Origin of the sequence: Ensifer sp. ZNC0028, assembly GCF_000799055.1 — a bacterium.
Classification (GTDB): Bacteria; Pseudomonadota; Alphaproteobacteria; order Rhizobiales; family Rhizobiaceae; genus Ensifer.
Genome location: NZ_JTLA01000040.1, coordinates 1 through 13,807, shown reverse-complemented (window position 1 = coordinate 13,807; position 13,807 = coordinate 1). Strand labels below are relative to the sequence as shown.

Below are 13,807 nucleotides of genomic sequence, written 5' to 3'. Positions count from 1 at the left end.
CCCTACCGACACCAGCCCATAACAAAGGATGGTTAGCGGTCGATTAAGGGCAGGCTCCTCCGGTCTGCTGCCCTGCACACGCCGGAGCCGGCACGATCACGTTCGGCAAGGTTTTCGCCGTGGTTTCCGCCTGCGCCTGCGGCACCGAGACGGTCCCGTCCGGTTGCGGAACCGGGATCGCCGTCACCGCGGTGGGCGCGACAACAGGCTGCTCGACGCGGGCCGGGACGCTGGTGACCTCACGTCGCGCCACCGGCTGCGCCTGGCGCCTGATGACCACTGCCGGCGCGCTGTCGGGCGCTGCCTCTTCCTTGCGATAAATCGGGCTTCCGGTTCGACCGAGGCCCGCCTCCAGCGGCGGCGGGGCGCCATAGGGGTTCCAGGCTGGATCGCCGAAGGTGCCGGTGATCGTGTAGCCGTAGACCGGGGCCAGAAGCTCGGTCTCGCTGGCGCCTGCCGCGCAATAGCGCAGCCGCACCTGGATCGTGCCGTAGCCCTTGAGCGGCGAGCGGTGGTTCTCCGCCTGGCGGATCTGCTGCCAGGCAAAGATGCAGGCGTCGTTCCCTCGGCCCTGGCCGAAGGCATAGCCGAACGGGCCGTAATTGTTCTGCAGGAAGTATGGGTTGAGCGACAGCGAAACGCCGGGCAGCGCCCGGCGCGCCTCGGCCATCATCTTGTTGTCGCGCACGCCGGCATAGTTCGAGCGCGACTGCTGGTCGAATTTGGCGTTCATCGGGCCGAAGAACTTGGCCCGCAGCAGGTTCTGACCCGGGGTCGCCGCCGAAGTGTAAAGATAGATATCCTGCTCGATCGCGTTGGTGCTGCGCCGTTCGACGACGTTCAGCACTGCAGGTCCGCCGGGCGGCGGCAGGATCAGCGCGTTTTCCGAGGGAACCATGATGCTACCGGTCGGCGTGCCGACGTCCTGGCGCGTGTTGCAGCCCGACAGCACGGTCGCGGCCACCAGCGACACTGCAGCCACGCGTAAGCCGTGTGCAGGGCGCAGCCGTCTCTCCGACGTGCCGAATCTCCGACTCAGATATCGTTGCATCATGGCTGAGCATTAGTTGATTCACCCCATTTCGCAAACCCGCGAAGTATGGGGGCAGAGATGCCACCGGGCACAAGCGCGCAGTTTCATCCCCTGAAAATCGATTGTTTCAAGTGGCACCGGCGCTCTTCAGCGACACGCCCCCGGACGACCTCAAACCGCCTCGCGCGGGCGGGCGAGATCGTTGACGCCCTCGTCATCCGGGGCCTGCCCGTAGCTCATGCGGCGCATCTGGGCGATGACGCGCTCCATCTCTTCGTCGGGCAAAACAGGCGGTTCACCGAGCGTCAGCGCCTGCACATACATGCGCGACAGGGTCTCGATTTCGATTGCCAGCCACAGGGCAGACTCGAGAGTCTTGCCAAGCGAGATCTGGCCGTGCTGGCCAAGCAGGCAGGCGGTGCGGTCCTTCAACGCCACCAGCGCATTGTCGGACAGCGCTTGGGTGCCGAAGGTCGCATATTCCGCGCAGCGGATCGTGGTGCCGCCGGCAATGCCAGTCATGTAGTGGAAGCTTGGAATGGTCTTGTGGTGGCAGGCAAGCGTGGTCGCATAGACCGAATGGCAATGCAGCACGACGTTGATATCGGTGCGCTCCCGCAGAATATCGCGGTGGAAACGCCATTCGGACGACGGGCGAAGACCTGCGTAGGTACCGTCGAAATCCATTTCGACCAGGTCTTCGGGCTGCATCGTCTCATAGGGCAGCGACGACGGCGTGATCAGGAAACCCGTCTCGGTGCGAACAGAAATGTTGCCCGCCGTGCCCTGGTTGATACCGTTCGAGTTCATGCGGCGGCAGATGTCCACCATCTCGCGGCGGAGCGACAGAATGTCGGCTTTGGTCATCGATATGTCCTTTCGAAGTCGCGACTGAAACCATTGTTGTGCCCGGCCCGGGCGCGGGCTCGCCATTGCGACGCATAGACGGCGACAGCAGGCGAGAGGTGAGACACGTCGCCGGGATCGGCGAGCGAAAGCCGCGCCGGGCGCTGGCGCCGGCCCTCATTTGCAAGCAGCGCGGCGCCGGAGGCTACGCCATAGGCATCGAGATTGTAGCGCACCCGCCGGTTCGGCATGAGTGCGGCGACGAGACGGGCATAGAGCGGATCGCGAAGAAAGCTTCCGTCGAGTACGACCAGCGGCCCCGGCCCCAGCGCTTCCACACACTCCGCCGTCAGAAGCGCGCAATAGAGTAGCGCCAGCGCCTTGCGTTCGATCGGCGTTTCCGGCGGCGGCCCGCTGATACGACCGCGACCGGCACTTCCGGGAAAGAGGCCATCATCGTCGCCGAAGGACGGCAGCGCCATGGTGCGCTTGGCGATCAGACCGAGAACGACGTCGTCAGGCACCGCAGCGCCCGGCGGTTCGCGGCCCGCCACATGGGAGAACTCGCGGCCGCCCATGGTGAGCACACCGCCAAGCGGGCGCCCGAAGACGTCGCTGTTCAGCGTCATGCCACGGTGCTCGTCGAGCCGGTCAAGGGCCGTGCGGCCGGAAAAGCCGACGATCCAGGTCCCGGTCGAAACGACGATGAAATCGCCGAGCCCGCCGGCGTGATAGCGATAATGGTTGAGGCTGCTGTCGTGGCCGCCCGTAAGCACGTGCAAGCCTTCCGGCAATCCGTGGCGCCGGACAAGCGCGGGACGAGCGGAGCCGAGGACCTGCCAGGCATCGGCAAAATCCGGCATCAGGCTCCGCCAGCCGCGTCTCCCGACAATGGGCGCGAAGCGGCGGTCGGCGACATTCCAGAGATGCGATTGCGCGCCAAGCAGGCTCGCCTCGGATGCGGCAACGCCCGACAGCCGCCACGCCCAATATTGCGGCAGGCCGAGATACCAGCGCGCGGCCGCGACGGCGTCTGGCGCATGCTCTTGCATCCAGTAGAGTTGGCGCGCCTGGTGGGTGGCGCTGTGCATCGTCGCGCTGCCGCGATCGAAAAACGAGCCGGAGAGCGGCGCGTAGCCGAGCTGGATTTTCTCCGGCACCGGCTGCTCGTAATCGATCATCGGCAGAGCCGCGCCGCCGGCCATATCCGGGTCATCGCCGACGAGCACGCCGCCGGACCCGTGACCGGCGGCAACGAAGGTTTGCAGCGGATGGCGGCGACCGAGATCGGCGAGACTGGCGAAGATCCATTCGCCGAGGCTTTCGAGATCGTGATGCCGCCAGGGCGGGCCTGGCAGCACCGGGTTGGCGATGCTCAGCGTTTCCAGGACGAAACCGTCTGGTGTGACCGCGTTCAGCTTCACATTGGTCTTGCCGACGTCAAGGACGGCAACCGTCCCCGTGTCCGCATCCGCTGAAACTGCCATGCTGCAACCCTCCGTCCTGATCGAGACGGCGCCGAAAGCGCGCCCGCCTAGATCAATCCGTATTGCCTCGCCTTGTTCCTTAGGAACGGCAGGCCGTTGCCCATGACTTCCTCCTCGTCCCTGGCGACCGGCCGCCAGACGGCGAGGCCATAGGCGACTTCCGGCGGCATGTTGATGAAGCTTTCCATCGCGAGACCGCCCTTGAAACCGATCGCGGCCAGCGTCGCGAAAATCTCATCCCAGGCGCAGTTGCCGTAGCCGGGCGTGCCGCGATCGCTTTCGGACAGGTGAATGTATTTGATGAAGTCGCGGGCATCGAGAATGCCGGTGCCGATGCCCTTTTCCTCGATGTTCATGTGGTAGGTGTCGAGGTGGACGAAGACGTTGTCGGCGCCGACCCGCTTGATCATATCGACCGCCTGCCAGCCGGTGTTGATCAGGTGGTTCTCGTAGCGGTTGACCGCCTCGACGCCGAGCTCGATGCCACGCGTCTTCGCGTGCTTGGCGGCGGCCTGCAACACACGGGCAATGTTGTCGTATTCGGCTTCGGTCGGCGGCACGCCAGTGCGCTCGCCGATGCCGCCATAGATGACGCCGGACAGTGCCTCACCGCCGAGATCGGCCGTCTTGTCGATCGCCACCTTCAGATGCTCGATCGCGGCATCCGGGCGAACGGACGCCCAGGCGCGCTCCGGCAGGCCGAGCGAGCAGACGGCACGCAGCTTGTGTTTCTCAAGCAGCGCCTTGGTGTGGGCGGTATCGACCGCCGGCGGATTGAGCATCGGGATCTCGATGAAGTCGACGCCGTATTTCACCGCCGCCGCAACGGCGCGCTCGGCACCCGGGCGATCCCAATTCATGGTCCACATGCTCGTATGGACGCCAAAACCCTGCATGGTCATGTTTCCTTTCTGACAAATGAAATCTTGAATTTGGTGGCGATGAAGCGCAGCACCATGACGCCGGCGAGCAGCAATCCCCAGACGGCGGTCGCCAGATGCTGGTTGGCCCCGACGAGGTTGAGGCCGGAGGAGAGAAGCTGCAGCACCACCAGGGCGACGAAGACCGGAATGACCCGCCCGAAGCCGCCGAACGGATTGACGCCGCCGAGGAAGCAGGCGAGCACCGTGATCAACAGGTAGCTTTCGCCGTGGCCGATGCGCACGGAGTTAAAGCGCGCCAGCATGATGATCCCGGCAATTGCACACATGGCGCCGGAGAGCGCATAGACGAGCACGATCACCTTACGAGTGTTGATGCCGGAATATCGCGTCGCCTCGAGATTGGAGCCGATCATGTAGGTGTTGAAACCGAGCTTGGTGCGGGTGAGCAGCACGTGCCAGGCGAGCACGCAGACGATGAAGACGACGAGCGGGATCGGCACGCCGAGAAACGACCCGTGGCCGAGCGGGCCGAGGAAGGACGGGAAGCCCGAGACGTCGCCGCCACGCGTCAGGAACTCGCCGAGGCCACGCAGGAAGATCATCATCGACAGCGAGACGAGGATCGGATGCGCGCGGGTAAAGGCGATCACCAGCCCCATGACCACGCCACTTGCCGCGCCAACGAGAATGGCGAGCACCGAACCGAGCAGGAAGGCGCCCGGGCCTGCCTCCACACCGCCGTTTGCCTGCAGCACCCAGGCAAGCGTCAGCCCAGCGATGTTGGCCGTGAAGGTGATCGCAAGATTGAGCCCGCCGGTCAGGATCGGCAGCAGCATGGCGAGCGTCAGCAGGCCAAGCTCCGGAAGCTGGAAGGCGACGGAGCCGAAGGTGGCTGCGCTGAGGAACTGCGGCGAGGCGGTGCCGAAGACCAGCATCACGGCGAGAAAAGCCAGCCCCGGCCCGGCCATCTCCGGGCCGATGAAGGTCTTCACGCGGTCGACAATCGCGCTCATCGTCCGGCTCCTTTCTGGCTGACGAAAGGCAGAAGCCTTTCGATGCGGGTGTTGGAGAGCGTGATCGCCACGAGGATGATGGCACCGATGATCATCTTGAAGGCGAAGGGCGAGACGCCCATCAGGTTGAGGCCGTTCTGGGTGATCGAGATCAGGAGCACGCCGAGCACGCAGCCGAGCACCGAGCCCTTGCCGCCGCCAAGCCGCGCGCCGCCAAGGACGACCGCCGCAAGCACGTCGAGTTCGCGACCATAGAGCGCGTTCGGCACCACCTCCTGCGCATAGTGCGCCTGGATGAGCCCGCCGATCCCGGCCATCAGACCGAGCCAACCGAAGGCGATGAACTGCATGGCGCCGATATTGATGCCGAATCGGCGCGCACCCTCGGGATTGTCGCCGAAGGCATAGAGCTGGCGGCCGGTGGTGGTGCGGGTGATCAGCACCCAGGTGGCGATGACGCAGACGACCATCACCAGCACCGGCAGGGTGATCTCGATCCAGGTCCCGTCCGGCATCTCGTGTTCAAACAGGATGACGCGGTCCGTCAGCCAGTCCGGCAGATCATAGATCGACACGCCCTTGGTGAAGAACATCAACAGGCCGAAGTAGATGTTGAAGGTGGAGATCGTCGCGACGATCGAGATGACCCGGAAGCGGTGGATCAGGAAGGCGTTGATGGCGCCAAGCAGGATGCCGATGGATCCGGCGATCAACAGCCCCGAGACCCAGCCGCCACCACCGATCCAGCCAAGTGCGATCGCAGTGCCGTACTGAACGACGGACGCGGCGACGGCGAAGGAAATGTCGATGCCGCCGGCGATGAGCACGACGAGCAGCCCGACGGCGAAGATGATGTTGACCGAGCTGATGTTCAGCAGGTCAAAGGCGTTGCCGAGCGAGAAGAAGTTGGCGGTCGAGACCGAGAGTACGGCGCTGATCGCGATGATGACGGCAAGCAGCGACACTTCCGTCGCGTGGGTGCGGACGAAGCTACGCATAGACCGCTCCTTCGATCTCGGAGAGCGAAGCGCTGCGCGGATCATAGCTGCCGACGATGCGGCCCTGCGCCATGTGCAGCACGCGATCGGCGTTGAAGTAGACCTCCGGCACCTCGTCGGAGATGAGGATGATCGCAAGTCCGGTCTCGGCAAGCCGCGCGACGATGTCGAAGATGCCGGCACGCGCGCCAACATCGACGCCGACAGTCGGGGCGTCGAGGATCAGCAACTTCGGATCGGTTGCCAGCCACTTGGCGATCGCCACGCGCTGCTGGTTGCCGCCGGAAAGCGTGGAGATCGCATCCTGCTGCAGCCCGATCTTGACGCCGAGATCGGCGATCCAGCGACCGACAAGGCTGCGCTTGCGATCCTCGGAAAGCAGACCGCCCGAAAGGATCTTGTCGAGCGAGCTGATGACGAGGTTGTCGGCAATCGACTGCGGCTGGATGAGGCCGAGCGACAGCCGGTCCTCCGAGAGATAGGCGACACCCGCCGCAATCGCATCGCGGTTGGAGGAAAAGCGGACCGGCTTGCCTTCAAGCGCAATGGTGCCGGATGCCGGCTTCAGCATGCCGAAGAGCGTCAGCGCCAGTTCGGTGCGCCCGGCGCCGAGCAGGCCGGTAATCCCAAGCGTTTCGCCGCGCCTGACCGAGAGCGAGATATCCTCGAACTGGCCCGGGCGGGAAAGGCCCTTCACGTCGAGCACAACGGGTTGGCCATCACGGGGTCTCGCGCGCACCTGCTGGTCGAAGGTCTTGCCGGTCATCAGTTCGGTGATGCGCGATTGGGTCATGCCGGTGGCAGGATAGACGCCGACCAAGGCACCATCGCGCAAGACGGTGATGCGGCTTGAAATTTCCAAGACCTCGGCAAGCCGGTGGCTGACGAAGACGACGGCAACGCCGGAGGCGGAGAGCCCGCGAACGATATCGAGCAGATGATCGGTTTCCGACTGCGTCAGCGACGCGGTCGGCTCGTCCATGAAGACGAGCCTCGCTTCGCCGACCAGCGCCCGGGCGATCGCCACGATCTGACGCTGGGCAATCGCATATTCCTTGAGCGGCAGGTCGACATCGAGTGTCACGCCAAGACGGGCGAGCGCGTCGGTGGCGATCTGGCGCATCCGGCCATAATCGACAAGTTTCGGCCAGCGGCCGAGCACGGTCTGGAAGGCGATGTTTTCGGCGACGCTCATCTCGGGAAACAGCGCCAGGTCCTGCCAGATCACCTGGATGCCATGGTCCTGCGCGGTCACCGGCGACATGTGGGAATAGGTTTCGCCATCGAACTCGATCGAGGCGCCGTCGGCGGGGCGGTAAACGCCAGTGATGATCTTGATCAGCGTGCTCTTGCCGCAGCCGTTTTCGCCGGCAAGGCAATGAACCTCGCCCGGGCGGACGTCGAAGCTCACATTCTTGAGCGCGCGAACCCCACCAAACGTCATGTTGATATCGCGCAGGGCCAGAAGCGGCGTCTCGCCTCCTCCCGCGGTCGCAAGCTGGTGCATGGACTGCCCCTAAATCACGTTAAGTCCGAGCAGGATGCGGGCAGAACCGCAAACATCTTTCCTCATCCGGCTCCAGTACGGTTGAGGGACTTGCCAGGCCGACCGAAGCCGGCCCAGCAGCCGGGAGAACCCTTAAATTCGGGTTTTCAGAGGCCCATGGCCGCGAGGTCCGCGACCGTGTCCTTGTTGATCGGTACGAGCTGGTCAACGATGATGTTGCGGTTTTCGAAGTCCGGCTTGACCTTGCCGAGACCTTCGATCTCGTCACCGTCCTTGACCTCTTCGCCCTTCATCAGCTTGTCGGCAAGCGTGACGAAGACTTCGCCGGCCTGTTTCGGATTCCACATGAAGCCGCCGGAGATCGCGTCGGCCTTCACCAGCTTCTGGCCCTGGCCGGGCGAGAAGGGACCGAGCACGAAGATCTCGCCGACCTTGCGTCGTTCCTCGACGGCGCGGCCGGCGCCGATCGGGCCCTGGCTGCCGAAGGCAAGGAAGCCTTTCAGGTTCGGATGAGCAGAGATCAGGTCGAGCGCGGTCGACCGGCTCTTGTCGACGTCTTCGGCCACGCCATAGCGATCGCCGACCAGCGTCATATCCGGATGGTTCTTCTTGATGTAGGCGATCGCGGCATCGGCCCAGGCATTGTGCAGCGGCACAGTCAGCGAACCGACGAAGACGGCATATTCGCCCTTGCCGCCCATCTTTTCGGCCAGCAGCTTGCCATGCGCCTCACCGAAACCGGTCGAGGATGCGAGCTCGAAGTCCCAGTCGGCACCCTTCTGGCTCGGCGATTCATGGGTAATGACGATGATGCCTTTTTCCTTGGCCTTGGTCAGCACCGGCTCCAGCACCTTGGCGTCGTTCGGCACCACACCGATAACCTTCACGCCTTGGGCGATAAGATCCTCGATGGCGCGCACCTGCAGCGCCGGGTCGGCGCTGGTCGGGCCGACCATGAAGGCGTCGATACCGAGCTTCTGGCCGCGCTCCTTGATGCCGGCCTCCATGGCGTTGAACCACGGAATGCCGCCGATCTTGACGACGACGCCGACCTTGCCGGCATCCTGCGCAAAGGCGGCCGCCGAACTCGCAAGCGCCAGCGATGTCGCCAGGGCGGCGACGAGAATTTTCCTGATCATGTTCTCTCCTCCACTCGTTCCCATCAAGGGAACGCGCCCGGTCGCCTCGGCGCCGGCCTCCAGTTTCAAATCATCACTGGCGAAGTGTTCCTCGCCTCCCTGAAACGCCGCCTCCTCAGACGACACCATCAAATTTGCACAATCGATATTTCTTGTTTGCACAATCGATGGTGCAAGAACTATTGTGCAGACTTAATCTTTCGTCAAGGGGAAATCGGCACTAAAACCACGAGGGGAGAAAACGATGGCCAGCAGCAGCAAGAAGAAAGCGACGATCTACGACCTGTCGGTGTTGTCGGGGAGCTCGCCTTCAACCGTAAGTGCGGTTCTGAACGGCACTTGGCAGAAGCGCCGGATCAAGGAAAGCACCGCGGAACTGATCCGCAGCTTGGCCGAGACCCACCAGTACACGGCCAACCGCCAGGCGCGCGGGTTGCGCAGCTCGCGCTCCGGCCTGATCGGCCTGCTGCTTCCGATCCATGACAACCGCTACTTTTCGTCGATGGCGCAAACCTTCGAGGCGCATGTCCGAAGCAAGGGCCAATGCCCGATTGTCGTCAGCGCCAGCCGCGATCCGGAGGAAGAGCGCAAGACCGCCGAAACGCTCATCTCCTATTCGATCGACGAGCTGTTCATCTGCGGCGCGACCGACCCCGACGGCGTGCACGAGGTCTGCGAGGCGGCCGGCCTCAAGCACATCAATATCGACCTGCCCGGCACCAAGGTGCCCTCCGTCATCAGCGACAACTACGAGGGCGGGCGCATGCTGACGGAAGCGATCATCCGCCACTTCCAGGCCGCCGGTCCGCTTGCACCGCATGAACTCTACCTCTTTGGCGGCCGCAACGACCACGCCAGCCGCGAGCGTATCCGCGGTTTCCGCGCCGTCAAAAGCGAACTGCTCGGCGCCGATCCGGACGAATGCATCCAGCCGACGGGCTATGCGCCGAACAATGCCCGCCTCGCCTTCGAGGCCTTCTACGAGAAGCACGGCAAGCTGCCGCGCGGCCTCTTCGTCAACTCGTCGATCAACTTCGAAGGCCTGCTGCGCTTCATGGCCGGTCACCCGCACGAGAATTTCGCCGACCTGGTCGTCGGCTGTTACGATTACGACCCCTTCGCGTCCTTCCTGCCCTTCCCGGTCATCATGATCCGCCAGGACGTCGAGGGCATGATCACCAAGGCCTTCGACGTCATCGAGGAAGCCCGGCCGCAGCCGCGCATTCACCTGATCCAGCCCGAGCTGGTGCAGCCGCGCACGGCGCTGACAGGCCCGCTCGACGCGTTGAAAGACATCGAATAGCCCAGAACACCACCGATTCCGCGGCTACCACGATATAAAACAGAAAAATCCTCTGTACATTACATTAGAATCATCGTATTCATTGGCCATGGATGACGTTGACAGAAAAATCGTCGAAATTCTCGCTGACGATGCGCGGCGATCGCTGACCGATATCGGTGCTGCGGTGGAGTTGTCGCCGTCGGCCGTCAACGAACGCATTCGCCGGCTCGTCGCCAATGGCGTGATCCGAAATTTCACCGTCGAGGTCGATCATCGCGCGCTCGGCCTCGACGTACTCGCCTTCGTCTGGGTCGGCCTTGCGCCGGACGCGGACGAGGAAGCGTTCCGCGGCTTCATGGCCGGCCATCCCGCCGTGGCGGAATGCCACCATGTCACCGGCGCCTGGTCCTATTGCGTCAAGGTGCGGATGCCGTCGCTCAGTGAGCTCGAGCCGTTCCTTGCCGAAATGAAGCAACGGCGGTTCCTGGCGCGAAGCGAAACGGTGATCGCTCTGTCGACCGTGCGGGAAAGCCTGACGACGATCGCGCCGCGCGCCTGACGGACGCGCAAACTGCTGCAACTTTTTTGTTTTGCCGGGCAGGCACCGTCCTTCAAGCGGATCGGTACGACCATGCCACGGCCGGAGCCCTATGCCATGTCCACATTGCTATTTGGAAAAAGCCTGCTCGTCGGCCTCGCGGTCGCAGCCCCTTTGGGCCCCATTGGGGCGCTCTGCATCAACCGCACGCTGGAGCGCGGCTTCTGGGCGGGCGTGGCCGGCGGCCTCGGAACGGCCGCCGCCGATGCCACCTATGCGGCCCTTGCGGCAATCGGTTTTGCCGCCTTTGCCGCCGTGCTTTCGATCATCGCCATGCCGCTCGGCCTTGCCGGCGGACTGTTCATGATCTGGCTCGGCTGGAGTGGATTGCGGCCGAAGCCGGTGACGGCGGCGGCCGATGTCGGTGGACGCGATCTCATTCGCACGACCATCGCCACCTTTTTCCTGACGATGACGAGCCCGGCGACGATCCTTTCCTTTGCCGCGATCTTCGCTGGCCTCGGCCTTGCCGAAGCGGGCGACGCGGTCAGTGCTGCCGTCGTGGTCCTGGGCGTCTTCCTGGGATCGCTCGGCTGGTGGTTTTTCCTAAGCGGCGGTGTAGCGATCGCCCGGTCGCGACTGCCCGACAGCTTCGTCGTCTGGGTATCGCGCATTTCGGGGTTGGTCCTGATCGCCTTCGGCATGATTGCCATCGGCGCCGCCGCGAAGGGGCTGCTCTAACGCCTGTTGACGCAGCCCTTTACCGGCTGCGTCAATCACTTTCGGCCCCTAAGCGTCAGGTCGCGGGCTTTACCGCCTCCACGTGCCACCACTTGGGTCGGGCAGTGCGATAGCTGTGGCTCTTCGGGATCAGATCGACTGCACTCGTCTTGTCGAACGCGCCGAGCAGAAGGGCAACCACCGGCGCATCGTCGATCGCGCCGAGACTGCTGCCGCAAGCCGGGCAGAAGGCGCGGCTCGAATAATCAGAGGAACGATAAACCGATGGCGCGCCGCCCGGTCCGGTCCAGGTCACGGCTTCGCTCGGAAATTCGACCCACGCCAGGGTCAAGGCGCCCGAATGGCGCTGGCACATCTTGCACGAACACGTATGCGGCTTGCCGGCTGTCCCTTGCGCCTCGAACCGGATTGCTCCGCAAAGGCATCCGCCCGTGTGCGGCTTGAGCCTCTTGGCAACGGACCGCGTCATACTTACCTCCAGTTGTGGCTTCGAATCGGCGCCAGTATAAACATCCGCGACCAAATTGGAGGCATCCGTGCGTGCAGTTCGGGCGATATCTGCCCTTGTGGTTTTCGGCGGCATCGCAGGCGAGGCAATGGCCGAGGATGGTGTGCGCCCGTCTGCAACCGGGCCAATGCCGAAGGACCGGATCGTCTCCGGCGCCTTCGAGATGGACTTCACGAAGATCCCGTAATCGCGGCAGCTTACATGCCGGCACCGGCTCAGTAAAACCACGCGCCGATATCACGAAACGCGCGTTTGCTCTGATCGCGCCTGTTGCCGTCGCGGGCCGCCTGATCGTCGCCGATCGGCAGACTGAAGCCGAAAGGCTCGGCCGGCACACCGCCGCGATCGCACCAATAGGCATCGAGGTCGGCGCGCATCATCCGGCGCCGCTTGAGCCGGCGGCGGTTGATGACGTGCCTGTCGTTCGAAACCGCGAAGACGTGCCCGGCCTGGCCTTCCGTCACCAGGCCGTTGAGGACGAGCAGGGCCGCATCCTTGGGCCGAAGCCCGCCGAGATCGCGTGTTGCCGTGATCAGCGCTCGCTTAGCCTCTTCGCCCTTCGGCCCCTGCATTCCGCCGATGGCGAGACTATAGCTGTCTCCCTCGCACCGCACGAAGACGAAGCCGACGGTGCAGAGCGCGTAGCCGTCGCTCTGCCGGCGCAGCCGGATTGCGAAAGCTCCCTCGTGGCGGGCGCCGCTATGATCGGCCAGTTGCAGCTGGATGCGATAATTTTCGCTGCGACCGGAAACCGTGCCCATCTCCAGGGTACTGCCGCGCCAGAGCGCCATCAGCGATCGACGCGACAGAACCTCGCTTGCGACATCGAAGTGATTGAGCAGCAGGTCGAGCCTCGCAGCCGACGACGCGCCGTGCAGGAAGAATGTCGGGATCGATTTGCGCACAAGGTCGTCATGCGGCAAGCCCAGTCGGTAGCGCTCGGAGAAATCTCCAAGAAAGCCGATCCAGCGCGATGTCAGGAGCGGATGGCGCGCAAACCGCATGGAAAAGACGACTGCGCGCTTCAGGCTCACTCTCAGGCCGAGCTTGAGCACATGGCCGGTGAGCGACGTTTTCTCCCCTGAATTTTCACCGACGACGGGCGCAGAAACCGACCGGCCCGAAGGCGCCAGCGGCTCGCCGATGAATGCCTTGCCGTCGACCGGCAACCGCAGATCCGCGCTGTATTCCTGCCTGAATTCCAGGGACATGGTGCTATCCTTGAGTGCAAACGCTGCTGGCCGAAGGACTCGGCCGAGCTCAGGTTTGCCCGGGCACTGTCAAGGATTTGCGGAGAACCGGTGGGCAATTGCACACCGGTTCCATACACGCGCAAGGATGGTGACGCGTCGAAAGTCCGGCCGGACAAGAAACGAAAAATTGCGCAACGCTGCTGCAGCAACGCCGGTTGCTCAGAGGGCGGGTTCCCGCGGCAGGACGAGCGTTATCACGGCGCCGCCGCCGGCGCGCGCGGCAAACTCAAGCCGTCCGCCATGCGCCTTGGCGATCGCCTGGACGACGGAAAGCCCCAGACCCGTTCCGCCCGTCGCGCGCGATCGCGAGGCGTCGCCGCGCCAGAACAGGTCGATCGAATGGGTCGAAACGTCGTCCGGAAGACCGGGACCACGGTCCAGCATCCGGACAAAAGCCTCGTCGACACCCCGTCGCCCGGTCTCGCAGCGCAGGACACGGCCGTCTGCGGCGTAGCGCGTGGCGTTTTCGATCAGCGCCAGCAGCGCCTGGCGCAGGCGCTGCGAATCGCCCGAAACCCGCACCGGCTCGAGCGCGACCTCCACCGACATGCCAACCGAGCCAAGCAGGGTGTTCG

General features: G+C 64.1%; 15 protein-coding genes. 4 read left to right on the top strand and 11 right to left on the bottom strand.

The features are described 5' to 3' along the window. Positions 1 to 43: 43 nt before the first annotated feature. The 8 genes from bcsN to L981_RS10530 all read right to left on the bottom strand — a co-directional run bounded on the left by bcsN (position 44) and on the right by L981_RS10530 (position 8,907). Complete coding sequence (gene bcsN / locus L981_RS10565) at positions 44 to 982, bottom strand: cellulose biosynthesis protein BcsN (RefSeq protein WP_043614995.1); 939 nt, start codon at positions 980 to 982, stop codon at positions 44 to 46. Between the two features lie 222 nt (positions 983 to 1,204). Further along, a complete protein-coding gene (locus tag L981_RS10560; RefSeq protein WP_043614993.1) occupies positions 1,205 to 1,900 on the bottom strand; it encodes a class II aldolase/adducin family protein in 696 nt (231 codons plus the stop codon). Beyond that, a complete protein-coding gene (locus L981_RS10555; RefSeq protein WP_043614991.1) occupies positions 1,897 to 3,366 on the bottom strand; it encodes an FGGY family carbohydrate kinase in 1,470 nt (489 codons plus the stop codon). Before L981_RS10555 ends, L981_RS10560 begins: the two co-directional genes overlap by 4 nt. Before the next feature lie 47 nt (positions 3,367 to 3,413). Further along, positions 3,414 to 4,262, bottom strand: coding sequence for a sugar phosphate isomerase/epimerase (locus L981_RS10550; protein ID WP_043614988.1), 849 nt, complete (start codon positions 4,260 to 4,262; stop codon positions 3,414 to 3,416). 2 nt (positions 4,263 to 4,264) lie between these two features. Further along, entirely contained in the window at positions 4,265 to 5,263 is a 999-nt protein-coding gene (locus L981_RS10545; protein ID WP_043614985.1) for an ABC transporter permease, read from the bottom strand. Continuing rightward, on the bottom strand, positions 5,260 to 6,261 hold the full coding sequence (locus L981_RS10540; RefSeq protein ID WP_043614982.1) for an ABC transporter permease: 1,002 nt from the start codon (positions 6,259 to 6,261) through the stop codon (positions 5,260 to 5,262). The genes L981_RS10545 and L981_RS10540 overlap by 4 nt, the downstream gene beginning before the upstream one ends. Then, entirely contained in the window at positions 6,254 to 7,768 is a 1,515-nt protein-coding gene (locus L981_RS10535; protein WP_043614980.1) for a sugar ABC transporter ATP-binding protein, read from the bottom strand. Before L981_RS10535 ends, L981_RS10540 begins: the two co-directional genes overlap by 8 nt. 146 nt (positions 7,769 to 7,914) lie before the next feature. Next, positions 7,915 to 8,907: an autoinducer 2 ABC transporter substrate-binding protein gene (locus tag L981_RS10530; RefSeq protein WP_156134040.1), complete on the bottom strand. Its 993-nt coding sequence runs from the start codon at positions 8,905 to 8,907 to the stop codon at positions 7,915 to 7,917. Between the two features lie 244 nt (positions 8,908 to 9,151). On the opposite strand from L981_RS10530, the gene L981_RS10525 reads away from it, so the two are divergent. From L981_RS10525 to L981_RS10515, 3 genes are all read left to right on the top strand, one after another. After that, positions 9,152 to 10,210 (top strand): LacI family DNA-binding transcriptional regulator, encoded by a 1,059-nt coding sequence (locus L981_RS10525; protein ID WP_043614977.1) that lies wholly within the window; start codon positions 9,152 to 9,154, stop codon positions 10,208 to 10,210. Between the two features lie 88 nt (positions 10,211 to 10,298). Then, on the top strand, positions 10,299 to 10,751 hold the full coding sequence (locus L981_RS10520; protein ID WP_043615038.1) for an Lrp/AsnC family transcriptional regulator: 453 nt from the start codon (positions 10,299 to 10,301) through the stop codon (positions 10,749 to 10,751). A 96-nt stretch (positions 10,752 to 10,847) separates the two neighbouring features. After that, the gene (locus L981_RS10515; protein WP_043614975.1) at positions 10,848 to 11,471 is read left to right on the top strand and encodes a LysE family translocator; all 624 of its coding nucleotides are present in this window, start codon (positions 10,848 to 10,850) and stop codon (positions 11,469 to 11,471) included. Positions 11,472 to 11,526: 55 nt separating this feature from the next. Here L981_RS10515 and L981_RS10510 read toward each other — a convergent pair whose 3' ends face one another. Continuing rightward, on the bottom strand, positions 11,527 to 11,940 hold the full coding sequence (locus L981_RS10510; RefSeq protein ID WP_043614973.1) for a GFA family protein: 414 nt from the start codon (positions 11,938 to 11,940) through the stop codon (positions 11,527 to 11,529). A gap of 67 nt (positions 11,941 to 12,007) precedes the next feature. Here L981_RS10510 and L981_RS34455 point away from each other — a divergent pair, with 67 nt between their 5' ends. Further along, on the top strand, positions 12,008 to 12,166 hold the full coding sequence (locus tag L981_RS34455) for a hypothetical protein (protein WP_156134039.1): 159 nt from the start codon (positions 12,008 to 12,010) through the stop codon (positions 12,164 to 12,166). A gap of 28 nt (positions 12,167 to 12,194) precedes the next feature. On the opposite strand, the gene L981_RS10505 is transcribed toward L981_RS34455, so the two are convergent. Continuing rightward, the gene (locus L981_RS10505) at positions 12,195 to 13,190 is read right to left on the bottom strand and encodes a DUF535 family protein (RefSeq protein ID WP_052201721.1); all 996 of its coding nucleotides are present in this window, start codon (positions 13,188 to 13,190) and stop codon (positions 12,195 to 12,197) included. Between the two features lie 201 nt (positions 13,191 to 13,391). After that, the coding region (locus L981_RS10500) for a cell wall metabolism sensor histidine kinase WalK (RefSeq protein WP_043614970.1) at positions 13,392 to 13,807 on the bottom strand (416 nt) is incomplete at its 5' end.